We start from the raw sequence: 24,100 nt of genomic DNA on the forward strand, positions 1-24,100 counted from the left end.
GGGTAGCCTGGGTCGTTGATCCGGGCCGTGCTCGATGCGGACTTCCGCCACCCACGCCCTCCGATCGACGATAAGGAGACACGCGTGGCATCGGTGCTCGAGAAGGCACTGCGCGTCGGCGAGGGTCGAATCCTGCGCCGGCTGCAGCAGGTCGTACGGTCCGTGAACGCCCTCGAGGACGACTTCCGCCACGTCAGCGACGACGAGCTGCGCGCCGAGACGGCGGAGTTGCGCGAGCGCTACGTCAGCGGCGAGACCCTGGACGACCTGCTGCCGGAGGCGTTCGCCGCCGTCCGTGAAGCGGCGGCGCGCACCATCGGACTGCGCCCCTTCGACGTGCAGGTGATGGGCGGCGCCGCCCTGCACCTGGGCAACATCGCCGAGATGAAGACCGGCGAGGGCAAGACCCTGGTCGCCACCCTGCCCGCGTACCTGAACGCGATCGCATCGCGCGGTGTGCACGTCGTGACCGTGAACGACTACCTCGCCTCGTACCAGTCGGAGCTGATGGGTCGCGTGTTCCGCGCGCTCGGCATGAGCACCGGGGTGATCCTGGCCGGCCAGACGCCCGAGCAGCGACGCGAGCAGTACCTGGCCGACGTGACCTACGGCACGAACAACGAGTTCGGCTTCGACTACCTGCGCGACAACATGGCCTGGCAGCCCGCCGACATGGTGCAGCGCGGCCACTACTACGCGATCGTCGACGAGGTCGACTCCATCCTCATCGACGAGGCCCGCACGCCCCTGATCATCTCCGGCGCCGCCTCCGGCGAGGCCAACCGCTGGTTCGACGAGTTCGCCGCACTGGCGAACCGCCTCCAGCCCGGCGAGGATTTCGAGGTCGACGAGAAGAAGCGCACCGTCGGCGTGCTGGAACCCGGTATCGAGAAGGTCGAGGACTACCTCGGCATCGACAACCTCTACGAGTCGGCGAACACTCCGCTCATCTCGTTCTTGAACAATGCGATCAAGGCGAAGAGCCTGTTCAAGCGCGACAAGGACTACGTCGTCATGAACGGCGAGGTGCTGATCGTCGACGAGCACACCGGCCGCATCCTGGTCGGCCGCCGCTACAACGAGGGCATCCACCAGGCGATCGAGGCCAAGGAGAACGTGCAGGTCAAGGCCGAGAACCAGACCTACGCGACGATCACGCTGCAGAACTACTTCCGGCTCTACAAGAAGCTCTCCGGCATGACGGGCACGGCCGAGACCGAGGCCAGCGAATTCATGGCCACGTACAAGCTCGGCGTCGTCCCCATCCCCACCAACAAGCCGATGCGGCGCACCGATCAGGCCGACCTGATCTACAAGAACGAGCAGGCCAAGTTCGCGCAGGTGGTGGAGGACATCACCGCTCGCCACGAGGCCGGTCAGCCGGTGCTCGTCGGCACGACCAGCGTCGAGAGGAGCGAGTACCTCTCCAAGCTGCTGGCCCGCAAGGGCGTCAAGCACGAGGTGCTGAACGCCAAGAACCATGCGCGCGAGGCGTCGATCATCGCCCAGGCGGGGCGGATGGGCGCCGTCACGGTCGCGACGAACATGGCCGGACGCGGTACGGACGTGATGCTCGGCGGTAACGCGGAGTTCCTGGCCGTCGCCGAGATGCAGCGGAACGGCCTGTCGCCGACCGAGACGCCCGACGAGTACGAGACGGCGTGGGACGCGGTGTTCACGCAGGTCAAGCAGACCGTGGAGCAGGAGGCGGCGCGGGTCGTGGAGGCCGGCGGCCTGTACGTGCTCGGCACGGAGCGCCACGAGTCCCGGCGCATCGACAACCAGCTGCGCGGCCGCTCGGGACGCCAGGGCGACCCGGGTGAGAGCCGCTTCTACCTCTCCCTCACCGATGATCTGATGCGCCTGTTCAACTCCGGAGCGGCGGAGGCGCTGATGGGCCGGGGCGGGGTGCCCGACGACCTGGCGATCGAGTCGAAGGTCGTGTCCCGCGCCATCCGCTCCGCGCAGTCGCAGGTGGAGGGGCGCAACGCCGAGATCCGCAAGAACGTGCTCAAGTACGACGACGTGCTCAACCGCCAGCGCGAGGCGATCTACAGCGACCGGCGGCACATCCTGGAGGGCGACGACATCCACGCCCGGGTGCAGACGTTCCTCACCACGGTCATCGACGACGTGCTGAACACGCACACCGGCGAGGGGTCCGGCGACGACTGGGACTTCGACGCCCTGTGGGCAGAGCTGCGCACGCTGTATCCGATCTCGATCACGATCGAGGAGGTGCTGGCCGAGGCAGGTAGCCGTGGGCGCGTGAACCGCGACTTCATCCGCACCGAGATCGTCTCCGACGCCCAGTTGGCGTATGCGCGCCGCGAGGAGCAGTTGGGTTCGGAGGCCATGCGCGAGCTGGAGCGCCGGGTGGTGCTGTCGGTGATCGACCGCCGCTGGCGTGATCACCTGTACGAGATGGACTACCTGAAGGACGGCATCGGCCTGCGCGCGATGGCGCAGCGCGATCCGCTCGTGGAGTACCAGCGCGAGGGGTTCTCGCTGTTCCAGACGATGATGGGCCAGATCCGCGAGGAGTCGATCGGGTTCCTGTACAACCTCGAGGTCGAGGTGAACCCGTCGGCCGTCTTCGGCGGACCCGACGTGAACGCGAAGGGCCTCGGCGCCTCCGCGGTGCCCGCTGGCACGCTGCGCTTCACGGCGCCGACGGACGACGGCGGGGTCGAGGTGCGCAACCAGCGCGGCCTGCTGGAGCGCGCCGCGACAGCGCGCGCCCAGGTCGCCGCGGCCCAGCAGTCGGGCTTCGACGAGTTGATGGCGGGCGATGCGGGCCCGGGCGACCTGCCGCCGGTCGACCCCACGCGGCGCCCGCGCACCTCCCCATCCCAGTCCCCGTCGCAGTCGCCGCGCCCCCCGGCCCCGGCGGGCCGCGGCGCCTTCGGCCAGCCCACCTCCGCCCCGGCCAACCGAGCCGCCCGCCGCGCCGCCGAGCGCAACAAGTAGGCGTCGCGCCGCCCCTGCCGAGGAATTCAGGAAATCTAGACTTCCGGCCCCAATATCGGCCGCTTCCAGCCTGCACGCCTCGAAATCTCCTGAATTCCTCGCACCTCAAGTGGCCGCCGACGCGCTAACGGCAACCCGGGCCTGCGCTGGGTCGGGAGCCCGGCCGATTCAGTCGGCCGGGCGGACTGTCCCCGACTCGCGCCCGACGCTGGTTCGGGAGCCCGGCCGACTTGTTCGGCCGGGCGGACTGCCCACGACCCGCGCCGCAGCAGCGGCGGCGCGGTTACAACACATGCAGCGCGGTGGCGCGCCACCGCGAGTCGAAGCCTTCCAGGCGGATGGCGATGGCGCGGGTGCGGGCGCGGCCGTGCATGATGACGGTCGCCTCGATCACGCCGTCGGCCGGTGAGGTGATGCGGGTGGCGCCGAGCTGGAACACGGGTCGGCTGGCGCTGGCGCCGCGCGCGGCGCGGCCGCGGCTGGCGAGCACGACGCGTTTCAGCAGGTGCTGGTAGACGGTCTCGTTCAGCCAGCGGGCGATCTGTTCGATCTCGCGCGCTCCGCTCAGCACCTCCACGACGCTGTGCGCGAGGTTCTCGACCAGGGGTCGGGGATCGGGCAGGCGCGCCGTCGAGGTGGGTTGCGGGGCGAAGTACGCGTCGGTGTCGACAGCATGCAGCGGTCTGGGACGGTCGACGACGGGTGGAACGGCGCTCATGGGGACTCCGGCGGGTGACGAAGCGTCGCGGCCTGGGGTGACCGGCGGGGTAACACAAGCAGTCCCGCATCCCGTGCGTCCAGGCCGTGGCGCAATCTGTGGATAAGTCCTCGTCGCCGGTGGGGCCGGCCGGTACGGTGCAGTCGCCATGCGCTGGGACGAGCTGTTCGCCGACCTCGAGGGTCAACTCGAGGCGGAGTTGACGGCGGGCGAGCGTGAGGAGCAGGTGGAGGAGGAGCGGCTGCGCCTCGGCCGACTGTCGCTGCGCGACCGGATCAGCGGTATCGCGGGCGCAGCGGAACCGCATCGTGCGGTCCGGCTCGTACTGACCAACGGCGACCTGCTTGCGGTACGCACCCGAACGGTCGGGCGCGACTGGATCGCCGGCGACCTCGCCGAAGCGGCCGACGGCGCCCAAGTGGTGCTGCCGTTGGCTGGGATCGCCGCTCTCGTGCCGACTGCGGCTCAATTGGAGCCCAGCCTGTCCCCGCCGGTGGCGACCTCCGGGGCGCTCACCGACCGGCTGGGCCTCGCGTTCGTGCTGCGGGACCTGGCCCGCCGTCGGCGAACTGTGGAGGTGCGCACCCTGTCCGGCGTGTTGACCGGCACGTTCGACCGCGTCGGACGCGATCACGCGGATCTGGCCGTACATGCCGCGGACGCGCCGCGACGCAGCAGCGCCGTGCAGCAGCTGCGGCTGCTGCCCTTGACCCAACTCGTGGTCGTGATCGTGCGCTGAGCGATCGTGCGCCGACCCCGCCGCGCCTCACTCAGAGCAGGTCGGTGCGCAGCTCGGGCAGGATCGCGAATTCGGTCTGGTTCCAATGCGCGCGACGCCGTGATTCCTCGTATCCGGCCTCGATGTATGCCTCCAACTGCACACGTTCCACGCGCCAGTGATTGCCGGCGCCGACGCGGATCGCCGGCAGTTCGCCGGAGCGCACCAGCGAGTAGACCTGGTGCAGCGAGACGTTCAGCACCTCCGCCGTCTCGGCAACGGTGAGGAAGCGCCCGAGTGCGTCGGTGTGCTGCTCAGGAGGCATGGCGGGAAGTCTGGCACCGGGGTTGTGAGCCGAGCCGACCGCGACTTCTCCTGTGGATAACTTTCGTCGACGGCGCGCCGGTTCGAGCACGATGGCGTCGTTCGCACGGAAGGGGTCTGCTCATGGCCACCATTTCGCTCCCGTTCCGGGCGCGCCGCACCTGGTTCGATCCTCGCGTCGCCATCGGGGTGGCGCTCGTCGTGGTGTCGGTGCTCGGCGTCGTCGGCGTCGTGGCGGCATCCGACCGGACGCAGGTCGTGTACGTCGCGGCCCAGCCGCTCGCCGCAGGTAGCCGCGTCACTGGCGCCGACCTTTCGCCGGCCCATGTTCGGCTCGGCTCCGCGAGCGACCTGTATCTGACTGGACCCGTTCCGGCCGGCGGCTATGTGGCCACCCGCAGCGTGGCTGTCGGAGAGATGGTGCCCGTCTCGGCGCTCGGTCGTGCGGCCGGTGCTCATACGGCCGCGATGGTGCTGACCCTGGCGGACGAGTTGCCGGGCATGGTCGCCGCCGGATCGATCGTGGACGTCTGGGCGGCCCCGAAGACGACCGCCACCGCCTACGGACCGCCCGAGGTACTGGTCACTGCGGCGACAGTGGTGCGCATCGTGCCGGGCGACGGTCTGATCTCATCGGGCGACCGGACGCGAGTGGAATTGCGGGTGCCGAGCGGCGACGTCGCCCGGGTGCTGCAGTCGGTCGCCGGCGGCGACCAGATCTCGGCGGTCAGCATGGGGGAGCCGCTCCGATGACCGCGCCGCGCACCGTGGTCCTCAGCCTCGCCCCGCTGGTCGAGGACCGGCTGCTGCCCCAGCTCATCGACGCCGGCGTCGTCGTGGCCGCGCGTCCGGCGGGGACCGCCGAGGCCGCCGCGCTAGTACCGCGGGTGAGTGCCGACCTGGTGCTCGCCTCCGCCTCCACTCGGCATCTGGATGCGGCCCTCATCGCCGCGTGCCGAACAGCGGGTGTCCGCCTGGTCGTGCTCGCCGACGGGCCCTTCGAGCGGGATATCGCCGCAGCGCTCGGCGTGCTCGATCCGCTGGACGGCGACGCGCCGCTCGACGCGATCCTCGCGGCCGCAGACCGAAGCGACCTCGAGCTCGACGGCAGCGGAGCGAGACGGCCGTCCGACCTGGCTGCACCCGCCGCGCGGCCGGGCGGCTCCGTCGTCGCCGTCTGGGGTCCGACCGGTGCGCCGGGCCGTACCACCACGGCCATCACCCTGGCCGTGGAGTTGGCCGCCACCGGCGCCCGGGTCGCACTCGTCGACGCCGACAGCGTGGGTGCTGCGGTCGCGCCGTCCCTCGGTCTGTTCGACGAAGCACCCGGGTTCGCTGCGGCTTGCCGGCTGGCTGCAGCGGGAGCACTGACGAGCGGCGAGTTGGATCGAGTGGCGCAGCGGTACCGGTTCTCGCGCGGCGTCGTCTCGGTGCTGACCGGCATCGGCAGGCCGGCCCGGTGGCCGGAGTTGTCCATGGACCGGGTGACGCGCGTGCTGGAGCAGTGCCGGTCGTGGGCGGATGTGACCGTGGTCGACGCCGGGTTCAACCTGGAGGCGGACGAGGAGATCGTCAGCGACCTCTTCGCGCCGCGGCGGAACGCCGCGACCATCGCCGCCGTGCGGGCCGCCGACCATGTCGTGGCGGTCGGGGCGGCCGACCCGGTGGGGCTCGCCCGGTTCGTGCGGTCGTACGGCGACCTGATCGAGACGCTCGAGTCGCCCACCGTGTCCGTCGTCATCACCAAGGTGCGCGCCAGCGCGGTCGGGCTGAATCCCGGTGGGCAGGTGCGGGCGACGCTGCTGCGGTTCGGCGGCATCGACGATGTGACGCTGGTGCCGTGGGACGCGGCGGGCTGCGACGCCGCCTTGCTGACGGGGCGGGCGCTGTCGGAGGCGGCACCCCGGTCGCCGGCGGTCGCCGCACTCCGACGCCTGGCGGCCGATCGGCTGGCCGTCGCGTCTCCTGATCCAGTCGCCCGCCGACGTCTGCGCCGGCCGCGAGTCGCGACCGCCTGACCACGTCGCCCATCCGGCGTGCCGGGCCCCGGTGCGGCTGGAAGGGCAGACTGCCGGCATGCCGTCCCGTGTCGTCGCACTGTTCGAACCCGTCGGCGTTCCGCACGCGCGGCTCGTGTCGCCCGGCTCGCCCGTCGTGCTCGCCTCCGACCTGGGCGCGACGCGGGGCGACGGCGTCTTCGAGACGATCGGCGTCGTCGCCGGCCGTCCGCAGGCGCTGCGGCTGCATCTGGACCGGTTCGCGCGGTCCGCGCGCCTGCTCGAGCTGCCCGACCCTGACCGGCGGGCCTGGACGAAGGCGATCCGGGAGGTGGTCGCGGCGTTGCCGCCCACCGGCGAGGCGTTCGTGAAGATCGTCTTGACCCGCGGCGACGAGGGCGGCGACGGAACGCCGACCGGCTGGCTGCTCGGTGCGCCGGCGCCCGACCACACGAACGCGCGGACCGAGGGGATCGGTGTCGTGCTGCTGGAGGCCGGCCGGTCGGCCGGCACCGCGCAGCAGGCGCCGTGGCTGCTGCTCGGCGCCAAGACGCTCTCCTACGCCGCCAACCGCGCCATGCTGCGGGAGGCGCAGCGGCGCGGCGCCGACGACGCGCTGCTCCTCAGCACCGACGGTCTGCTGCTGGAGGGTCCGACCTCCACGGTCGTGCTGCGGACCGGCGACCGCCTGCGCACGACCCCGCCCGAGTTCGGCGTACTCCCCGGGACGACCCAGGCGGATGTGTTCCGGTTCGCCGCGACGCGCGGGTTCACCTGCGCTGTCGAACCCCTGACGACGGCCGACTTGCAGCGGGCGGACGCGGCCTGGCTCGCCTCCAGCGGACGCCTGATGGCACCCATCCGCGCCGTCGACGACACACCCCGCCCAATCGACGCGCCACTCACGGCCGACCTGAACGCCTGGCTGCTCGCCCGCCTGAAGTAGCCGCCCCGCCCGAGCAGGACGAGCACAACAGCAGGACAGGGTCCCGACAGCAGGTTGCTGGTCGACGGCGAACCTGCCGTAGGGACCCGGTCCTGCTGTCGAGACGCGGGAGTGGCCCGTGGGGGCGCGGGACGCGTGAGGGCGTGGCGTGGGCGTGGGCCTGCGGACGACTGCCGACGGCCGCGCCGTACGCTTGCGGTGTGCCGACGTTGACCGAGCTCGTCACCGCCCAGGGGCGGACCAACGAGGACGACCTGAGCTGGCTGCACGCCCTGCTCGGCGATCTGCAGCTGCTTGCCGACCTCGCCTTCGCCGACGTCGTGCTGTGGGCGCCCGCCCCGGACGGCGGATTCGTGGCCGTCGCGCACGCCCGCCCCTCCAGCGCCGCGACCCTCTTCTACCGCGACTTCGTGGGCCAGGTCGTCAAGCCGGACTGGCGCCAGATCGTCACCGAGGCGTTCGACACCGGCACGATCGTCGACTCCTCCGCGCTCGACTGGTTCGAGGAGACCCCGACGCGCGTACGAGCCGTGCCGGTCTTCCGGCGCACTGGCAGCAGCGTGATCCCGCAGCAGGTGCTCGGCCCGATCGCGGTCCTGACCAGGCATTCGAACCTGGCTGAGGCGCGGATGCCCAGCCGGCAGGAGCTGACCTTCAACGAGTGTGGAAACGACCTGTTCCGCATGATCGCGGCGGGGGACTTCCCGCAGCTCGCCGCCCCGACCGCTCCCCGTCGCGGCGCCCCCCGCGCCTCCGACGGCCTGATCCGCCTGGACCAGGAGGGCACCACGGTGTTCGCCAGTCCGAACGCCCTGTCGGCGGTCAACCGCATCGGCTTCACGGGCGAGCTGGAGGGGGAGTCGCTGGCCGAGGTGGTGGCCGAGCTGCTGCCCGACCGCCTCGCGATCGACGAGACGCTGCCCCTGGTCGTCACCGGCAAGGCGCCCTGGCGCACGGAGGTGGAGGCGCGCGGCGTCACCGTCTCGTTCCGGGCGATCCCGGTGCGGGAGGGCGGCGAGCGCGTCGGTGCGATCATCCTGTGCCGCGAGGTGACGGAGCTGCGTCACCAGGAGCAGGAGCTGATCACCAAGGACGCGACCATTCGCGAGATCCACCATCGCGTCAAGAACAACCTGCAGACGGTCGCCTCGCTGCTGCGCATCCAAGCGCGGCGCTCCAACTCCGACGAGGCGCGGGAGTCGCTGACGCAGGCGACCCGGCGGGTGTCGGCGATCGCGGTCGTACACGACACCCTGGCGCAGGGCCTGACGCAGAGCGTCGACTTCGATGAGGTCTTCGACCGCGTGCTGATGCTGATCGCGGAGGTCGCGTCGTCACACGGAACGCGCGTCCACCCGATGAAGAAGGGCGCTTTCGGAGTGCTGCCGAGCGACTACGCGACTCCTCTCGCCCTGGCGCTGACCGAACTCGTGACCAACGCCGTGGAGCACGGGCTGGCAGGCCGCGAGGGGACGGTCGTGATCACCGCGCACCGGTCGGAGGAGGGCATCACCGTCAGCGTGCGCGACAACGGCGTGGGCTTGCCGGAGGGCAAGGTGGGCGCGGGACTGGGCACGCAGATCGTCCGCACCCTGATCGAGGGCGAATTAGGCGGGATCATCGACTGGCACACCATGTCGGGCCGCGGCACCGAAGTGACCATCGCGGTTCCGTTCCGCTTCATCCCCGAGCGCTGAAGCGAGTCGCCCGAGAGTCGAAGCCGCGGGCTGGACGCCGCCCAGCCGACCAGTACGGCGGAGCGAGCAGCCGGGTCAGGCGGAACGGCGGGCGCGCGCGGCGCGACGCTTCAGCGCGCGGCGCTCGTCCTCGCTGAGGCCGCCCCAGACGCCGGAGTCCTGGGACGTTTCCAGGGCATACTGCAGACAGGACTCCGTGACGGTGCAGCGTCCGCAGACGGACTTCGCGCGGTCGATCTGGTCGACGGCGGGCCCTGTGTTCCCGATCGGGAAGAACAATTCAGGGTCTGCAGTGAGGCAAGCTGCCCGGTCACGCCAATCCACTCGCGTGCCCTCCATTCGTCGTCGCGCACGCAGGCGTGCATGGCCGGTGCTCAACCCGAGGGTCTGAGACGCGGAAGTGTCGGTCGACGGCATGTCGTGGGCAGCCGGATGATGGGGAGTCCGCACGCGTGCCCGGTGCTGGCGGGAACGGTGCTCCCGCCATCCTGCGCTGCCACATGCCCGCGTCGATGGGGGCACCGTTAATCAACCTGAAACATCGTTGCATACGGCCGACCGGCCGGACAAGGGGTGGAAGTGTGAGCTCACCATGAGCGGAGTCGGCGGTCCCCGCCGCTCGGAGGAGGATTCTGCGCCGATCCGGACGCCTGCAGTCGTCGCTCTTGCGGTTCTGCTGCTCGCCGAAGGCGTCGCGCTCGTGGTGATCACGGTGGTTTTGATCGTCGAGACCTTCACGGCTCCGAGCACCTCGATCACGAGCGCGATCGCCCTGGCGGTCTGCGCGGGGATCGCCGCGGCGGCGATCCTGGCGGCGGGTCGGGCGACCCTGCACGCCGCGAAATGGGTACGCGCGTTCGCCTTCACGGCCGTGATCGTGCAGGCATTCGTCGGGCTTTATGCGTTCCAAGGCCCGCAGCCGAGGCCGGATGTCGGGGCTGCGCTGGTCGTGCCGGCGCTCGCGATCCTGATCCTGCTGTTCACGCCGAGCGTGATCGAGGCGACCAGGCGGAACTGAGCTCGGTCAGTCGGTGTGACCGGTCGACGATGTGCCGGTCAGTTGATCAGCACAGTCAGTCGATGTGGAGCTTCTTGCGCAGGCTGCTGACGTGGCCCGCGGCCTTCACGTTGTACAGCGGCAGGGTGACGGCACCCTGCTCGTCGATCACGAAGGTGGAGCGGATGACGCCGGTCACGGGCTTGCCGTACATCGACTTCTCGCCGTACGCGCCGTAGGCGCGGTGCACGGTCAGGTCGGGATCGGACAGCAGCGGGAAGTTCAGCGCCTCCTGCTCCGCGAACTGCGCATTCGCGGCCGGCTCGTCCTTGGAGACGCCCAGCACCTGGTACCCGGCGCCGGAGAGGGAGTTGAGGTTGTCGCGGAAGTCGCACGCCTCGGTGGTGCAGCCGGGCGTCATGGCGGCCGGGTAGAAGTAGAGGACGACCTTGCGCCCGGCGTAGTCGCCGAGCGACACCGGCGAGCCGGTGGAGTCGTCCAGGGTGAAGGTCGGCGCGCTCGCGCCGGGCTCGAGTCGGGTGCTGTCAGTCATGGGGTTGCCTCCGCCCGCCATGCTAATCTGAGCGACCGGCCGAAGCGGACGCCGAAGCCCGCCAAGCACCTCTAGCTCAATTGGCAGAGCAACTGACTCTTAATCAGTGGGTTCCGGGTTCAAGTCCCGGGGGGTGTACCAGAAGTCCTAATCAGGCACGGGATTCATGTCCGGCGCCTGAGTCGTTTCCGCCGAGTACCCCTAGTTGGTGATCTCGCCTTCGACGTTGTTCAGCCGCTCGCGCCAGTCCTGCAGTGCCTGAGGTGTCAATCGGCGCCAGTCGGCGACCTCGCCCGTGATCAGCAGGGGCTCGGCGCTGCGGTAGGACCGCGTCGGGTTGCCCGGGAACTTCTTGTCCGTGACGTTCGGATCGTTCTCGAAGGGTCCAGTGAGCTGCACGACGTACACCCGTGGAGGTCCGTCGCCTCTCGCGAGCTCCGCGGCAAGGCCTGCGCCGTCGGACAGCGCGGTGAAGTAGACGTGGTCCATGACGACTTCCGGCCGGTAGTTCGAACGGAAGCCGCCAGTGATGAGATCGCCGACGCTCAGGTCGGCTCGCGTTCCGTGGAAGAAGGGTCCTGGATCGGAGGTCGGTTCGTACAAGCTCATCAGGTGCTCCTCGAGATCGTCGATCGGTTTGCGGTTTGCGGTTTGCGGTTTGCGGTTTGCGGTTTGCGTTCGTCGACCGATCCATCGGCGAGGCAGCCGGTGCGACGCGATCCGACGCTCCCCGTGGGCCTCGTAGGTCGAGCAGTGCGCGGAAGGCAGTCATCCGCTGACGACGTCCCGTGAACCGGGCCCGGACAGCCGTTACGGCCGGTACTCCGCCGGCCTGCTCCTGTCGAGCGGCCGGGGAGGAAGCCGCCGTCCGTCAATGGCTATGAGTCGATTGGCCGTTCAGTGGGTTCCGGGTTCAATTCCCGGGGGCTGGATGCGATCCGCGTCACGCGCAAATGCGTGGGCCGGCCGGGGAATCGGCCCGATCGAGTCCTCACCGATCAGGCGTACTCCCACCTCACGACCCGACAGGTGTTGCGTCGATGCGGCATCGAATTCACCGGCAACGGTCGGCGGCTGGCACGGGCGTGCGGCGCAGAGGCGGTGCTCAGGCCTGCGCCGCGAAGTAGGACTCCAGGAATCGGCTGAACTGCTGCTGCTTCCACGCTTTCGCGTCCCTGGCGACCTTCGCGCGCGGCGCGAGGGCGTCGAATGCGTGCCACGCGCCTTCGAACTCGCGGAACGAGACGGGGACTCCGGCCGATCGCAGGTTCTCGACGTAGGCGATGGTCTCGTCGCGGAACGGCTCGATCCCGCCGACGAATGTCACCGTCGGCGGCAGTCCGCGATAATCCGTCTCCCGCGCCGGAGCCGCAGTCGGCGGGACATCGCCGCCGTAGAGGTCGCCGAGGTACACCTTCCAGTTGGACTCATTCGATGTCCCGTCGTACAACGGCGCATCGTTGTCCTTCGACGACGGTGTCGGCCGGTCGTCGATCATCGGATACAGCGGCATCTGGAACGCGACGTTGACCTCGCCCTCGTTCCGCGCCCGAATGGTGACTGCAGCGGTCAAGCCGCCGCCGGCGCTGCCTCCAGCGACGATGATCTGGTCGGTCCTCACCCCCAGTTCCGCTGCGTGCTCCTTCAGCCACAACAGCGCCAGATAGCAGTCGTCGAGAGCGGCGGGATACGGCGCTTCGGTGCTGAGTCGGTAGTTCGGAGAGACGAACACCGCGTCGGTCAAGCCGAGTAACTCCTTGATCGCCAACAACTCGCCCTGCGCGGTACCGATCGAGTACCCACCGCCGTGTATCCACAGGATGCCGGGTCGGTCGGTTCGAGTCGACGCCGGTCGGGTCGCGACGATCACCTTCAACTCCGTGCCATCCGCCCGCGTGATCCCACGCTTGGCCACGGACACGCCACGCAGCGGCAGCGCGCCGACGACTCGCATCGCCAGCGGCGTCCTGGAGCTGCGCACCTGCGCCTCCGACGACTGTCCCTTTCCGAACAGCAGCCGGAACAGTCTCGCCGGGCCTCGAAGTTCCGGATCGATCATGTCTTGGGTTACACGCATGACGAGATCCTCCTCCAGCAGTGGGCCATCGATGTGACGGCAGCGTTTCGTTTCGAACCCATACCGGTCCTCGAGGACCTGCGGTGTCGACCGCGGCCGCCCATGGGGCGCTCGTCCAACGGGCGGAGGCGGGGAGTCTCGGTCGCCGTGAGGATGGGCGTGGGGGCCTGATCCGCCGGACGGCAGACCGACACCTCGCGCGTGTCGCGCCCACGACGCGCAGCAATCGAGTCGGCGGCGTCGACGATGAACATCGCCGCCCCGCTCTCGGTTGACACTCGACCGCCTCCTGATTCGCCGCGCCGCGCCTCAGCAGGGGCTTTCGCTCCTACCGGCTCACCTGCATTGCCAGGTGGACGCGCCGACTCGGCTCGGGTCGACAACGGGCCGCTTCCGACGAGGCTGACCGCTGTCGCGATGAGCGCCGGTCCCCAGCCGACTGAGTCTTCACGCGTCAGTCACACCAGTTCGGGGACGAAGACGCGGCGTTCCTCGACATTCGCCACCGGCTGAGACATCTTGCACACCCAATGTCGAGATGGGCGCCCGCTGGCAGACGGCGAACCAGCGGGGACCGGCCGGCCTCATTGACGGGCACGGTGGGCTCGATACGGTCTGCCCGATGGATGGGCCGCGTCGCGGCCCGCGCAGGTGAGATGGGGTTTCGGTGGCCGACGGGATGAGCTACGTCGTCCTTCAGGTTGTGCTGAAGGAGAAGCTGGTGGGGACCGGATCGGGAAACCTCACCGAGCTGGAGAAGTCGATCAACGCCCAGGCCGCACTCGGCTACCGGCGTCACACCGGTACAACGGCGTCCTCCGCGAGCACAGGTTTCGCAGGTGGTGACCGCGTCCAGGCCACGACGGTCTTCGAGCGCCGGGCATGACAGCGATCGCTTCGCGGGCAGGTCGCGAGCGGCCCTCGATTCTGTTCGTCTGCGTGCACAACGCCGGCCGGTCGCAGATGGCGGCCGGGTTCGCTGCGACCCTCGGGGACGGGTGGGTTCGGGTCCTGTCGGCCGGAAGCGAACCCGCTGAGCAGATCAATCGAGTCGCGGTCCGGGCGATGGCCGAGGTCGGGATCGATATTGCCGACAAGCAGCCCCGTGTGCTCGCGGTGGACGATGTGCGCGCGTCCGACGTGGTGATCACGATGGGCTGCGGGGACGCCTGTCCGATCTTCCCGGGCAAGCGCTACGAGGACTGGGGCCTCCCCGACCCGGCAGGGCTGCCCATCGATCAGGTCCGACCGATTCGCGACGAGATCCGCGACCGCGTCACGCGCCTGCTGGCGGGGCTCGACGGCTGAATGACGCGCTCGGTATCGACGCGAGAGCGGGTACGGCGCGACGACGACGACGACGACGCCGCCGCCGCTGAGCGCACCGTGCGTCGCTGTCGACTGGTCGATGTACGTCGCCGAGGGATCGCCAGCCGGACACCTTGAACTCGTCCGTTCCCTGGTGCTCGATCCGCTGAGTCGTGAGAGCAGCGAGGTGTGGTATTCCAGGAGCACTATGCGCCGACCCCGTCGAATCGCGTCCGGGTGTTGCCGCAGGAAGCGCGACGGGTGAGGGTCGCCGTGCTCGCCCCGGTGGCCTGGCGCACGCCGCCGCGCCATTACGGGCCGTGGGAGCGGGTGGCGAGCCTGCTGACGGAGGGACTCGTCGCTCGGGGAGTGGACGTGACGCTCTTCGCGACCGCCGACTCCATCACGACGGCGGAGCTCGACGCGACGGTGCCGCACCCGTACGCCGAGGATCCGAGCATGGACGGGCGGGTGTGGGAGGCGCTGCACGTCGCGCATGCGCTGGAGCGCTCGGCCGAGTTCGACATCGTCCACAACCACCTCGACTGGCTGCCGCTCGCGTTCGCGGGGGCGTGGCGCGCGCCGCTCGTGACGACGATCCACGGCTTCTCCGGGCCCGGGATCCTCCCGGCGTATGCCGCCGCTTCCTTGAACTCCGCCTCCTCCAACGCCGCTTCCTCGAGCTACGTGTCGATCTCCGACGCCGACCGGTCGCCGCTGCTCGACTACGTGGCCACCGTCCACCACGGCATCGATCTGACCGAGCTCGACTTCTCCGCCACGCCGGGGGAGGACCTGGTCGCCTTCGGCCGCATCCACCCCGACAAGGGCACGGCCGACGCGATCCGCATCGCCAGGCTCGCCGGCAGGCGGCTGATCATCTGCGGCATCGTGCAGGACCAGGAGTACTTCGAGGAGGCGGTCGATCCCCACATCGATGGCGATCGCGTCCGCTACCTGGGGTCGGTGGGGCCGTCGGACCGGTCCGCCGTGCTCGGGTCCGCGGCGGTGCTGCTCCATCCGATCCATTTCGACGAGCCGTTCGGGCTCTCCGTCGTGGAGGCCATGGCCACGGGCACCCCGGTGATCGCCTACGCCCGGGGGTCGATGTCCGAGGTCGTCGACCCAGGGGTCACCGGGTTCCTGGTCGACGGAGTCGACGCCGCTGTGGCCGTCGTCGACGCGGCATCGGCACTGGACCGACGCGAGGTTCGCGCGGTCGCCGCACTGCGCTTCGGGGTGGATCGCATGGTGAGCGAGTACCTCGCGGTGTATGAGCGCATCCTCGCCCGCTGAGCCGAGTCGGTGTTAGCCTCGGCGAAGAGCCCCGAGCACAGCCTGTCCGGCTGAGGCAGGGGTGGACCGGACCGCGACGAGGGTGACGCGATTCCCACGGGGGATGCCACTCGGCAGACGTCTCGCCACGTCCGTCCGCGAATCTCGCGGCGGATCCGAGCAGGACGGTCGCCATGACCCGATTCGGTTTTCTCAGCACCTTCCCGCCGACCCGCTGCGGCATCGCGACCTTCACCGCGTCCCTCGCCACGGCCATCGAGGCCGGGCACGAGGGCGAGACGCGCATCGTTCGCCTGCTCGACGCCGAGGAGGCCAACGTGCCGACGGCGCTCCATGCCGCCGGCGTCGCCGGCACCCTGGTCGCCTCCGACTCCGATAGCCGTGGGCGCGCCGTCGCCGTGCTCGATGAGTGCGATGTCGTGATCGTGCAGCACGAGTACGGGATCTATGGAGGCACCGACGGCGACGAGGCCGTCGCCGTGCTCGCGGCGTTGACGGTACCGGCGATCGTCGTGCTGCATACCGTGCTGCGCACCCCGACCCCGGGCCAGCGGACCGTGCTGGAGCAGGTGTGCGCGCTCGCCGACGTCGTGGTCGTGATGACCGACACCGCCTACGACCTGCTTCGCGGGTACGCGGTCGCGCACGAGAAGGTGCGTGTCATTCCGCACGGCGTGATGGCGACTCCGGCGGTAGCGACGCCGAAGTCCCGCGTCCGCCACGAAGGGCGACCTCGCGTGCTCACGTGGGGTCTGATCGGCCCCGGCAAGGGCATCGAGTGGGGGATCCGCGCGATGGCGCGGCTGACCGACCTTGCGCCGCGACCCCTGTACTCGGTGCTCGGGCAGACGCATCCCAAGGTGCTGGCGCGGCATGGTGAGCGCTACCGCGATTCGCTCGAGGTCCTCATCGACGAGCTCGGTGTGCGGGAGTCCGTGACACTGCTGTCCCACTACGTGGAGGCGGAGGAGTTGGCGGCCGCAGTCGCTGCGGCGGACGTCGTCCTGCTCCCCTACGACTCCCGCGAGCAGGTCACCTCCGGCGTGCTCGTCGAGGCGATCGCCGCCGGAGTCCCGGTCGTCGCGACAGGATTCCCGCACGCGGTCGAACTGCTCGATCGCGGCCCCGGCATCGTCGTCGCGCACGAGGATCCCGCCGCGATGGCCGAGGCCATCCGATCCATCCTGACCCGGCAGGATCTGGCCGGGCGGATGCGGCGGGCCGCGACCGCCGCTACGGCGGAGTCGAGTTGGGCCGATGTCGCGAGGCGCTACGGCCAGCTCGCCTCCGAACTGCGCAGGGTTGCGGCATGACGCCGCCGACCCCGCAGTATGCCCATCTCGCGCGACTCAGCGACGCCCGCGGACTGTTCGAGCACGCGCGCTATGCCGACCCGCGCCCCGAGCACGGCTACTGCACTGACGACGTCGCTCGCGGGCTGCTCGCCACGATCCGAACGAGCGACTCCCTCCGCGTTCCGCCCCACCTGATGACGACCTACCTGGGCTTCCTGGAGCAGGCGATCGGGTCGCAGGGACGCGCGCATAATCGGATGTCCGTCAGCGGCACCTGGACGGACGAGCCCGGTGCCGGTGACTGGTGGGGACGGGCGGTCTGGGCACTCGGAGTGGCGTCGACGACCGCTCCCGTACCCTCGGTCCGCAGCCGCGCGGCACGAGCGTTCGACCGGGCGGCCCGGCAGGCGCCCGTGCACCTGCACGCCGCCGCGTTCGCGACGCTCGGCGCCGGACCCGTCCTGCGCGCCCGACCCGGACATGGCCCGGCGGAGCGCATCGTGCGCCGATTCGCGGAGATGGTGACGCCGGGCGACGACACGGTCTGGCCCTGGCCGGAGGCCCGCCTGCGCTATGGCAACGGCTCGATCGCCGAGGCGACCATCCTCGCCGGCGTGGTTCTCGGTGACGATGCGGTACGACGGCACGGCTTACGACTGCTCCGGTTCCTGCTCGATACGGAGGTGCGGAACGGTCGGCTGTCCGTCACGGGTGTCGGCGGCCGCGGGCCGGGGGAGCACGGTCCGCAGTTCGACCAGCAGCCGATCGAGGTCGCTGCGATCGCCGATGCCTGCGCCCGCGCGTTCGCGGTGACGGGCGACCCGGCGTGGTTGGACGGGATCCGCCTGGCGTGGTCCTGGTTCGAGGGGGACAACGACAGCGGCGTTCCGATGGTCGACCTGGCGACGGGTGCGGGCTTCGACGGCTTGGAACCCGCGGGGCGCAACCAGAACCGAGGAGCGGAATCGACGTTGGCCGCGCTCAGCACCTGGCAGCACGCCGTCGCACTGCCCGAGGCGCGGGTGGCGGCATGAAGCCGGCGGTCACGCTGCACCCGGGTCAGCTCGCCTCCGACCCCTCCCGGGTCGTGGCGCAGCTCTTCCTTCCCGGGGAGGGAGTCGCCTCCACGCACTCCCGAGCCGCCCAGATCGTGCAGCGGGTGCTCGCCGTCGAGCCGGAAGCAACCGCCGCGCTCGCGGCCGCCCTGCTCGAGGACTTCGGAACGCGCCACGTCGACACGCCGGGGATCCTGCGGGCGAACGCCAGCGCGGTCGGGTCACGGGTGGGCGCCAACGCGGCCGTGCTCTCCGCGGATGAGGCGATCGTGCTCGGCGCGAGCTTCACCGCCGAGTACGCGATCGAAGGTGCGGCGCTCTGCAACCCGAGCGTGGTGGAGCACCCCGACCAGCGCGATGTCGGACCGGGCCGCCTGCGCGTCGCGGTCGCTCTGCGCGCCATCGGCGAAGGGCACTTGTCGTGCATCGAGTTCTGCGAGGCGATCATCGGGCCGGGGGAGCACTGGACGTTCCTGCCCCGCCCGACCCCGCCCGCCACCGCGACGGTGACGCCCGGGCGATGGCACGCCGACCGGCTGCGCAACTCGCTCGAGTACGAGAACCAGCTGAACGAGCTCTCGTCCTGGGCTCTGGAGGCGCTGCCGGCCGAGTTCACCGCCGACGACGTGGAGCGGGCGATCCTGTCCCTCCCCGCCGAGCTCGTCCACCATCGCGACACCCTCGAGGGGATGAGCACGCTCCGAGCGATGGTCTCGTCCGCTTATGAGGCGGAGTTCGATCCCGCAAGCGATCTCGGGCAGCGTGTGCTGCTGCCCGCGGCGGTGGAGGAGCACCACGGGATGGAGGACGCTCGGTTCGTCCGCTTCACGGACGACACGGGCGGGTCGGAGTACCGCGCGACCTACACGGCCTACGACGGCCGGGACATCGCGCCGCGGCTGATCACGTCCCCCGACCTGCGGACCTTCGCCGTCCACCGCCTCAGCGGCCCTTCCGCTCGCAACAAGGGCATGGCACTCTTCCCGCGGCTGGTCGGAGGGAGCCACCTCGCGCTCGCGCGCACCGACGGCGAGAGCATCTCGCTCGCCCGGTCGGACGACGGCTTCGGCTGGAGCGATCCGACCGTGATCCACGTGCCGACCGAGCCGTGGGAGCTGGTCCAAACGGGCAACTGCGGCTCACCGATCGAGACCGACCGCGGCTGGCTCGTGCTGACGCACGGGGTGGGGCCGTTCCGCGTCTACTCGATCGGCGTGCTGCTGCTCGATCTGGACGACCCCTCCATCGTGCTCGCCCGCTCGTCCCAGCCGCTGCTGCGGCCGACGGGCAGTAACCGGAACGGGTACGTGCCGAACGTCGTCTACTCGTGCGGCGGCATCGTGCACGAGGGCACGCTGTGGGTGCCCTACGGCATCGGCGACGCCCGCATCGGCGTGTTCTCCACCGACCTGGAGGAGCTGATCGATTCGCTGGAGCCGGTGGCCGAGGCCGCACGGCGCTGATCCCTCCGCGCTGATCCCTCGGGCGATACGGTCGGGCAGTGACGACGATCGCCGCTCTCACCGCCGCAGACCGCGACGAGTGGCTGCGGCTGTGGGACGGCTACCTCACGTTCTACGAGCAGGTGCTGCCGGCGGCCGTGACGGAGGACGTGTTCGAGCGCCTGACCGCCGGCGCCGGTATCCACGGCGCGATCGCCCGCGACGAGCACGGGCACGCCGTCGGCCTCGTGCACTGGCTGTTCCATCCCTCCACCTGGACGAGGTCCGCCTACTGCTATCTCGAAGACCTCTATGTGGCACCCGACAGCCGCGGCGGCGGGGTCGGCCGCGCGCTCATCGCGCACGTGCGCGAGCGGGCGCACGTAGCGGGGGCGGCGAAGGTCTACTGGCTGACGGAGGAGACGAACATCACGGCTCGAACGCTGTATGACCAGGTCGCCGACCTGACCGGGTTCGTGCACTACGAGACGGACATGTCTGAGTAGGACATTGCCGAGTGGACATCGCTGAGTAAGCGGATAGCGGTCGTCCTCGAACCCGACTGCAACACTGTGCGTGTGCAGCATCGTGCCCGAGCCGCATCGCAGATCATGTTCCTTCTGGCCTGGGCCGTCGGCATCAGCATCGTGTTCCTTGGTGCGGTGTGTCCGCGCGTGCAGGGCGGCTGGGTGAGTGTGGTGACTCAAGTCCTCGCCTACGGGCTCATCGCACTTCCGGCTTTTCTCCTTCGCCCACCAGTCGACCTCCCGCTCGGCCTGACGCCACGGGTGCCGGTCGTCGCTGCGGTCCTGATCGTCGCGGCGACGGTGTTCCGAGGAGCGTTCGGCCCTGCGAGCCTGTCGGATGTGCTGCAGCACGTCGCACGCAGCGTGAGCGCGGGCGTCGGCGAGGAACTGCTGTTCCGCGGTGCACTGTTCAGCCGACTCCGAATGCTGATCGGTTCCGCAGTGCTTCAGGACCTGGTCGGTGGCCTGTCCTTCGCGGGATTTCATATTCCCGTCGTCGTGATCACGCATGATGCCCCGGTGGTACTGGCGGTGACGTTCGCGCTCGGTGTTCTCTTCTCGATACTCCGACGCCTGAGTAGGGGACTCCTGCTGCCGGTGGCACTGCACGTCGCGGTCGACATCAGCGGGTGACGTGCCGACAGCGTCGGTCCTGCTGCTGTGCCGGTTCGGGTCAGTCCCAGAGCGTTGCGATCGTCGGTGCGATCGTGCGACCGAGTCGTCTTCCGGCTTCAGCGGCAGGGGCTCGGGTAGCTGGGTCGAGCGGGTTGGCGCCCATCGCGGCCAGGGAGTGATCGTCGGCGTAGACGATCCGCACGCGCGCGTCACGGAGGGCGGCGAGCTCTGCGGGCGGTACGGCGGGACCGAGAGGTGTCGTCTCCGTCGCGGAAATCAGGATCAGGACCCGTGAAGCGCCGGCGGCGAGGTCGGCGTTCGCCAGGCTCCTGATGCCTCCGTCCATGTAGAGGGTGCCGCCGATCTGGACGGGCGGCCAGATCGCGGGCACGGCGCAACTCCGATGCGCGTGCGCGTCTCCTCCGGCGAGGTCGCGCCGGCGATCGCGTCGGCCATCATCGACCCGAACGCCTGGATGTCGAGCGAAACCCGGATCTCCTTCGCCGTTCCGGCGATCTGGGCGTCGAAGAGGTCCTGCAGCGTCGCGCCGCAGGCCAGCTGCGCGGCAACCGTCGAACCCGCCGCCGTGCCGATGGACCGGGTGCGCTCCGCGGCCAGGTGACGGGCGATCGAAGGGCTGCCCTCGGTCAGGCCGAGCAGCACGCCCGTCTCCCGGGCGATCCGGGCGGCGCCTCCGCCGGCAAGCACCAACGCATCCCACTCCACACCGGGAACCTAGGCGGCCCACATCCTCGCGTGCCTCATCGCGTGCAGATCCGGCTTCCGGCATCCGGTGTCAGAGCGGGAGTAGCGTCCAGGCCGGAAGCCCGAGCGGGCGTCCTACTCGACGACGAGGAGCAGAAGATGGCTGATCGGCTGACCGGCAAGGTGGCATTCATCACGGGGGCCGCGCGCGGCCAGGGACGCGCTCACGCGGTCCGGCTGGCGAGCGAGGGAGCGGACATCATCGCGGTCGACATCGCCGGTCCGCTGCCCGGAGTGCCCTACGACTCGCCCACGATGAGCGACCTCGAGGAGACGGTGCGTCTGGTCGAGGGGCTGGACCGGCGCATCGTGGCGAAGCAGTGCGACGTGCGCGACCTTGCGAAGATGCGCGGGCTCGTCGACGAGGCGGTCGCCGAGCTCGGCCACCTCGACATCGTGGTCGCGAACGCCGGCATCTGCATTCCGGCCACCTGGGACGAGACCACGCCGGAGATCTTCCGCGACACGATCGACATCAATGTGATCGGCGTGTGGAACACCGTGATGGTGGGCGCTCCGCACCTCGTCACGGCGGGCGGCGGCGCGATCGTGCTGACCAGCTCATATGCCGGCAAGAAGATGCAGCCGTTCATGGTGCACTACACCGCGAGCAAGCATGCCGTGACCGGCATGACCCGTGCCTTCGCGGCCGAGTTGGGCAAGCACAAGATCCGGGTGAACAGCGTGCACCCCGGTGCGGTGAACACGCCGATGGGCTCCGGCGACATGATCGGCGCGATCACCAGGACCAACGAGAGCAACCCGCCGCTCGCGCAGATGGGCACCCCCTTCCTGCCGCAGTGGGTCGCCGAGCCCGAGGAGATCGCCGCGGCCGTCGCCTACCTGGTCTCGGACGAGGCCAAGTGGGTCACCGCCGAGCACCTGAGCGTGGACGGCGGCGCCCAGTACTTCTAACCCGGGCCACAGATGCGCACCGATTCGGCACTTGGCGGTGTCGAGGGGCAAGCGACGACGTGCCGCACCATCGGTACCGACCTGCGACATCTCCGAGCGATCTGATCCTTCCGGCCGCCTGGCTCAGCACAGCACGGAGGAGATGGCCGACACCGTGTCCATCGGCGCTTGATCACTGCCCGCTCGGCGGGACGACGATGGGTGGTTGGCCGACACCTATCCCCGCTTCGGCGAGGACGTCGGCGATCGTGCGCCGTCGAAGCGTCGACTGCACGGCCTCGGCCGCGTCCGCGTCGATGCCTGCCAGGACGCCCTGAATGCCGCGACCGACGCGGCAGCCCGGGTTGGGTCCGTGCAATCGCACAACGCGCGGGTCGGCACCGGAGACGGCCCGCCACACCTCGTCCAGGTGGATGGTGTCGGCGGGGCGGGCGAGTCCCCAGCCGCCCTGTGTACCTGGACGTGACGACTCCCGCCATCCGCGGCGGCTGGCTGTCGGAGGTCACGGACTCCGTCGCCGCACTCACCGGCCACGCTCCGACCGCCTTCGCCGACCTCGTACCCGCCCCGGCCCACTAGCCAGCGGAGCGCCGCAGCGTCGGAGCGCGGTCGTGCGGGTCCTCGTCACGCCCCGCGTCCGCGCTCGAATTCACGGGTAGCTGAAGAACCACAGCAGGACGACGCCGGCCGGCTGAGAAGCCGCTGCGCAGAGGAGCCAGCGTCGGGCTCGGGCGGTCGTCGCCGTGAAGGTCGATGCGCCGAGGAGCGGTGCCAGCGGCATCAGCAGCCGGGGGAGGCTGAACTGGGGGAGGAACACTGCGGCCAGATACAGCAGGTGGGCGAGGCTGTACGCGCGGATCGGGGTGCCCAGCTCACGACGTGATGCCCGGACGATCCACAGCACGAAGAGGGTCGCAAGGACGAGTGCCAGGACGACTCCGGGCGGGCCGAGCCACCGCGACGCGATCAGGAACCACGGCGTGAACGGGATGAAGTCCGGGCGGCCGACCCAGCCGGTCCACCACGCCAGTTCGGTGTGGAGGTACGCGCCCGACTGCCCGGTGACGGCGTCGGCGACCAGCGGCCACGCGAGGCAGGCCGCCGAGGTGACGAGGACCGCGCCGATCGCACGTCCGACGCCGCGCGGTGCGCGGCGGTCTCGGAACCATTGCACAGCCAGCTGCAGTCCCACTGCGGCCGGGATCGCGATCGCGCCGGGTCGGGTGAACGCGGCGAGGATCGCGAGGGGTATGACGCCGAGGTACCGCTGACGCTGCATCGCCAGCAGGGCCGCGAAGACCAGCAGGAGGAAGACGCTCTCGGCGTACGCGACCTGCAGCAGGAACCCGAGGGGGCCGAAGACGAACAGCGCCACGGTCCACAGTGCTCGGCCTTCCCCGATGCGGGCGGCGAGCAGGCGCTCGAGGACGATCGCAGCCCCTCCGCCGGCAGCCGTGGCGACGATCATCCCGGCTGTATAGGTCGTGACGCCGGTCAGGCCGGCCACTGCTCGCTCGAGCATCGGGAAGACGGGAAGGAACGCCCACGAGTTCGGCAGCACGTGCCCTGCATCGTCGACCGGCAGCACTGCGGGGTAGCCGTGTTCCGCGATGGATCGATAGAACCAGGCGTCCCAGGAACCGGAGAACGTGAAGAACGTGGCATCGCTGCGCACGCTCGCGAACGGCCACTGCAGCGCGTTCGCCAGGAGGAACATCCCGCCGAGCAGCAGCGAGCTGTATGCCCTGGAAAGCGCGTAGACGCCGAGGACACGCACCCAGGGTCGGGCCAGCAGGCCACGTCGCCCTCGATCGTCGGCCCTCGCCGGCGCCAGCGGGAGGGCACTCGACACGTGCTGATCCTGGCAGCGGCCGCAGCGCGAAGC

The 24,100-nt window shown here is 70.2% G+C and carries 26 protein-coding genes and 1 tRNA gene; 17 read left to right on the forward strand and 10 right to left on the reverse strand.

Going from position 1 to position 24,100, the window contains the following annotated elements; all coding sequences use genetic code 11:
• The first annotated feature begins 84 nt into the window (after positions 1-84).
• Positions 85-2,970 (forward strand): preprotein translocase subunit SecA, encoded by a 2,886-nt coding sequence (secA, locus tag ACFE7H_RS00900; protein WP_375399311.1) that lies wholly within the window; start codon positions 85-87, stop codon positions 2,968-2,970.
• A gap of 283 nt (positions 2,971-3,253) precedes the next feature.
• On the opposite strand, the gene ACFE7H_RS00905 is transcribed toward secA, so the two are convergent.
• Positions 3,254-3,688: an Rv3235 family protein gene (locus ACFE7H_RS00905; RefSeq protein ID WP_375399312.1), complete on the reverse strand. Its 435-nt coding sequence runs from the start codon at positions 3,686-3,688 to the stop codon at positions 3,254-3,256.
• Positions 3,689-3,836: 148 nt separating this feature from the next.
• On the opposite strand from ACFE7H_RS00905, the gene ACFE7H_RS00910 reads away from it, so the two are divergent.
• A complete protein-coding gene (locus ACFE7H_RS00910; RefSeq protein WP_375399313.1) occupies positions 3,837-4,427 on the forward strand; it encodes a hypothetical protein in 591 nt (196 codons plus the stop codon).
• A 31-nt stretch (positions 4,428-4,458) separates the two neighbouring features.
• Here the strand turns inward: ACFE7H_RS00910 and ACFE7H_RS00915 are convergent, their stop codons facing one another.
• Positions 4,459-4,731: a helix-turn-helix domain-containing protein gene (locus tag ACFE7H_RS00915; protein ID WP_375399314.1), complete on the reverse strand. Its 273-nt coding sequence runs from the start codon at positions 4,729-4,731 to the stop codon at positions 4,459-4,461.
• A 122-nt stretch (positions 4,732-4,853) separates the two neighbouring features.
• On the opposite strand from ACFE7H_RS00915, the gene ACFE7H_RS00920 reads away from it, so the two are divergent.
• The 4 genes from ACFE7H_RS00920 (at position 4,854) to ACFE7H_RS00935 (ending at position 9,370) form a co-directional block, all read left to right on the forward strand.
• Positions 4,854-5,483 (forward strand): hypothetical protein, encoded by a 630-nt coding sequence (locus ACFE7H_RS00920; RefSeq protein WP_375399315.1) that lies wholly within the window; start codon positions 4,854-4,856, stop codon positions 5,481-5,483.
• Entirely contained in the window at positions 5,480-6,748 is a 1,269-nt protein-coding gene (locus ACFE7H_RS00925; protein WP_375399316.1) for a CpaE family protein, read from the forward strand. Before ACFE7H_RS00920 ends, ACFE7H_RS00925 begins: the two co-directional genes overlap by 4 nt.
• A gap of 58 nt (positions 6,749-6,806) precedes the next feature.
• On the forward strand, positions 6,807-7,673 hold the full coding sequence (locus ACFE7H_RS00930) for an aminotransferase class IV (protein WP_375399317.1): 867 nt from the start codon (positions 6,807-6,809) through the stop codon (positions 7,671-7,673).
• A 200-nt stretch (positions 7,674-7,873) separates the two neighbouring features.
• On the forward strand, positions 7,874-9,370 hold the full coding sequence (locus tag ACFE7H_RS00935; RefSeq protein WP_375399318.1) for a sensor histidine kinase: 1,497 nt from the start codon (positions 7,874-7,876) through the stop codon (positions 9,368-9,370).
• 75 nt (positions 9,371-9,445) lie between these two features.
• Here the strand turns inward: ACFE7H_RS00935 and ACFE7H_RS00940 are convergent, their stop codons facing one another.
• Entirely contained in the window at positions 9,446-9,694 is a 249-nt protein-coding gene (locus tag ACFE7H_RS00940) for a WhiB family transcriptional regulator (RefSeq protein ID WP_375399682.1), read from the reverse strand.
• Positions 9,695-9,962: 268 nt separating this feature from the next.
• Here ACFE7H_RS00940 and ACFE7H_RS00945 point away from each other — a divergent pair, with 268 nt between their 5' ends.
• Positions 9,963-10,388, forward strand: a complete 426-nt coding sequence (locus ACFE7H_RS00945) for a hypothetical protein (protein WP_375399319.1) — start codon at positions 9,963-9,965, stop codon at positions 10,386-10,388.
• Positions 10,389-10,443: 55 nt separating this feature from the next.
• On the opposite strand, the gene bcp is transcribed toward ACFE7H_RS00945, so the two are convergent.
• A complete protein-coding gene (gene bcp / locus ACFE7H_RS00950; RefSeq protein WP_375399320.1) occupies positions 10,444-10,920 on the reverse strand; it encodes a thioredoxin-dependent thiol peroxidase in 477 nt (158 codons plus the stop codon).
• A 65-nt stretch (positions 10,921-10,985) separates the two neighbouring features.
• On the opposite strand from bcp, the gene ACFE7H_RS00955 reads away from it, so the two are divergent.
• Positions 10,986-11,061 (forward strand) — tRNA-Lys (locus tag ACFE7H_RS00955).
• A gap of 60 nt (positions 11,062-11,121) precedes the next feature.
• Here ACFE7H_RS00955 and arr read toward each other — a convergent pair.
• Both arr and ACFE7H_RS00965 read right to left on the reverse strand, forming a co-directional pair.
• Entirely contained in the window at positions 11,122-11,529 is a 408-nt protein-coding gene (gene arr, locus ACFE7H_RS00960) for an NAD(+)--rifampin ADP-ribosyltransferase (RefSeq protein ID WP_375399321.1), read from the reverse strand.
• A gap of 496 nt (positions 11,530-12,025) precedes the next feature.
• Positions 12,026-12,997 (reverse strand): alpha/beta hydrolase, encoded by a 972-nt coding sequence (locus ACFE7H_RS00965; protein WP_375399322.1) that lies wholly within the window; start codon positions 12,995-12,997, stop codon positions 12,026-12,028.
• 667 nt (positions 12,998-13,664) lie between these two features.
• On the opposite strand from ACFE7H_RS00965, the gene ACFE7H_RS00970 reads away from it, so the two are divergent.
• From ACFE7H_RS00970 to ACFE7H_RS01005, 8 genes are all read left to right on the forward strand, one after another.
• A complete protein-coding gene (locus ACFE7H_RS00970; RefSeq protein WP_375399323.1) occupies positions 13,665-13,883 on the forward strand; it encodes a DUF4177 domain-containing protein in 219 nt (72 codons plus the stop codon).
• Positions 13,880-14,305, forward strand: a complete 426-nt coding sequence (locus ACFE7H_RS00975) for an arsenate reductase ArsC (RefSeq protein ID WP_375399324.1) — start codon at positions 13,880-13,882, stop codon at positions 14,303-14,305. The genes ACFE7H_RS00970 and ACFE7H_RS00975 overlap by 4 nt, the downstream gene beginning before the upstream one ends.
• A gap of 261 nt (positions 14,306-14,566) precedes the next feature.
• Positions 14,567-15,601: a glycosyltransferase family 4 protein gene (locus ACFE7H_RS00980; RefSeq protein ID WP_375399325.1), complete on the forward strand. Its 1,035-nt coding sequence runs from the start codon at positions 14,567-14,569 to the stop codon at positions 15,599-15,601.
• A gap of 173 nt (positions 15,602-15,774) precedes the next feature.
• Positions 15,775-16,914, forward strand: coding sequence for a glycosyltransferase (locus tag ACFE7H_RS00985; protein WP_375399326.1), 1,140 nt, complete (start codon positions 15,775-15,777; stop codon positions 16,912-16,914).
• Positions 16,911-17,930 (forward strand): glycosyltransferase, encoded by a 1,020-nt coding sequence (locus ACFE7H_RS00990; RefSeq protein ID WP_375399327.1) that lies wholly within the window; start codon positions 16,911-16,913, stop codon positions 17,928-17,930. The genes ACFE7H_RS00985 and ACFE7H_RS00990 overlap by 4 nt, the downstream gene beginning before the upstream one ends.
• Positions 17,927-19,414, forward strand: a complete 1,488-nt coding sequence (locus ACFE7H_RS00995) for a glycoside hydrolase family 130 protein (protein ID WP_375399328.1) — start codon at positions 17,927-17,929, stop codon at positions 19,412-19,414. The genes ACFE7H_RS00990 and ACFE7H_RS00995 overlap by 4 nt, the downstream gene beginning before the upstream one ends.
• 38 nt (positions 19,415-19,452) lie before the next feature.
• On the forward strand, positions 19,453-19,899 hold the full coding sequence (locus ACFE7H_RS01000) for a GNAT family N-acetyltransferase (RefSeq protein ID WP_375399329.1): 447 nt from the start codon (positions 19,453-19,455) through the stop codon (positions 19,897-19,899).
• Between the two features lie 72 nt (positions 19,900-19,971).
• Entirely contained in the window at positions 19,972-20,553 is a 582-nt protein-coding gene (locus ACFE7H_RS01005; RefSeq protein ID WP_375399330.1) for a type II CAAX prenyl endopeptidase Rce1 family protein, read from the forward strand.
• A gap of 40 nt (positions 20,554-20,593) precedes the next feature.
• On the opposite strand, the gene ACFE7H_RS01010 is transcribed toward ACFE7H_RS01005, so the two are convergent.
• Complete coding sequence (locus tag ACFE7H_RS01010; RefSeq protein ID WP_375399331.1) at positions 20,594-20,926, reverse strand: hypothetical protein; 333 nt, start codon at positions 20,924-20,926, stop codon at positions 20,594-20,596.
• Positions 20,818-21,261 carry a hypothetical protein gene (locus ACFE7H_RS01015; RefSeq protein WP_375399706.1) on the reverse strand — a complete coding sequence of 148 codons (444 nt, stop codon included), beginning with the start codon at positions 21,259-21,261 and terminating at the stop codon, positions 20,818-20,820. Before ACFE7H_RS01015 ends, ACFE7H_RS01010 begins: the two co-directional genes overlap by 109 nt.
• 138 nt (positions 21,262-21,399) lie before the next feature.
• On the opposite strand from ACFE7H_RS01015, the gene ACFE7H_RS01020 reads away from it, so the two are divergent.
• Positions 21,400-22,215, forward strand: coding sequence for a mycofactocin-coupled SDR family oxidoreductase (locus tag ACFE7H_RS01020; RefSeq protein WP_375399332.1), 816 nt, complete (start codon positions 21,400-21,402; stop codon positions 22,213-22,215).
• Positions 22,216-22,387: 172 nt separating this feature from the next.
• On the opposite strand, the gene ACFE7H_RS01025 is transcribed toward ACFE7H_RS01020, so the two are convergent.
• Both ACFE7H_RS01025 and ACFE7H_RS01030 read right to left on the reverse strand, forming a co-directional pair.
• Positions 22,388-22,630, reverse strand: coding sequence for a hypothetical protein (locus ACFE7H_RS01025; protein ID WP_375399683.1), 243 nt, complete (start codon positions 22,628-22,630; stop codon positions 22,388-22,390).
• A 234-nt stretch (positions 22,631-22,864) separates the two neighbouring features.
• A complete protein-coding gene (locus ACFE7H_RS01030; protein WP_375399333.1) occupies positions 22,865-24,067 on the reverse strand; it encodes a hypothetical protein in 1,203 nt (400 codons plus the stop codon).
• Positions 24,068-24,100 lie beyond the last annotated feature (33 nt).

It is taken from the genome of uncultured Amnibacterium sp. (genome assembly GCF_964250715.1).
Lineage (GTDB): Bacteria > Actinomycetota > Actinomycetes > Actinomycetales > Microbacteriaceae > Amnibacterium.

Bases quoted from the DNA above. Each gene is read 5' to 3' on its own strand.
- bcp (WP_375399320.1), bottom strand. From the start codon at position 10,920: ATGACTGACAGCACCCGACTCGAGCCCGGCGCGAGCGCGCCGACCTTC.
- ACFE7H_RS00905 (WP_375399312.1), bottom strand. From the start codon at position 3,688: ATGAGCGCCGTTCCACCCGTCGTCGACCGTCCCAGACCGCTGCATGCT.
- ACFE7H_RS00945 (WP_375399319.1), top strand. From the start codon at position 9,963: ATGAGCGGAGTCGGCGGTCCCCGCCGCTCGGAGGAGGATTCTGCGCCG.
- ACFE7H_RS00910 (WP_375399313.1), top strand. From the start codon at position 3,837: ATGCGCTGGGACGAGCTGTTCGCCGACCTCGAGGGTCAACTCGAGGCG.
- ACFE7H_RS00915 (WP_375399314.1), bottom strand. From the start codon at position 4,731: ATGCCTCCTGAGCAGCACACCGACGCACTCGGGCGCTTCCTCACCGTT.
- ACFE7H_RS00920 (WP_375399315.1), top strand. From the start codon at position 4,854: ATGGCCACCATTTCGCTCCCGTTCCGGGCGCGCCGCACCTGGTTCGAT.
- ACFE7H_RS00925 (WP_375399316.1), top strand. From the start codon at position 5,480: ATGACCGCGCCGCGCACCGTGGTCCTCAGCCTCGCCCCGCTGGTCGAG.
- ACFE7H_RS00990 (WP_375399327.1), top strand. From the start codon at position 16,911: ATGACGCCGCCGACCCCGCAGTATGCCCATCTCGCGCGACTCAGCGAC.
- ACFE7H_RS00995 (WP_375399328.1), top strand. From the start codon at position 17,927: ATGAAGCCGGCGGTCACGCTGCACCCGGGTCAGCTCGCCTCCGACCCC.
- ACFE7H_RS00975 (WP_375399324.1), top strand. From the start codon at position 13,880: ATGACAGCGATCGCTTCGCGGGCAGGTCGCGAGCGGCCCTCGATTCTG.
- arr (WP_375399321.1), bottom strand. From the start codon at position 11,529: ATGAGCTTGTACGAACCGACCTCCGATCCAGGACCCTTCTTCCACGGA.
- ACFE7H_RS01020 (WP_375399332.1), top strand. From the start codon at position 21,400: ATGGCTGATCGGCTGACCGGCAAGGTGGCATTCATCACGGGGGCCGCG.
- ACFE7H_RS00985 (WP_375399326.1), top strand. From the start codon at position 15,775: ATGACCCGATTCGGTTTTCTCAGCACCTTCCCGCCGACCCGCTGCGGC.
- ACFE7H_RS00930 (WP_375399317.1), top strand. From the start codon at position 6,807: ATGCCGTCCCGTGTCGTCGCACTGTTCGAACCCGTCGGCGTTCCGCAC.
- ACFE7H_RS00965 (WP_375399322.1), bottom strand. From the start codon at position 12,997: ATGCGTGTAACCCAAGACATGATCGATCCGGAACTTCGAGGCCCGGCG.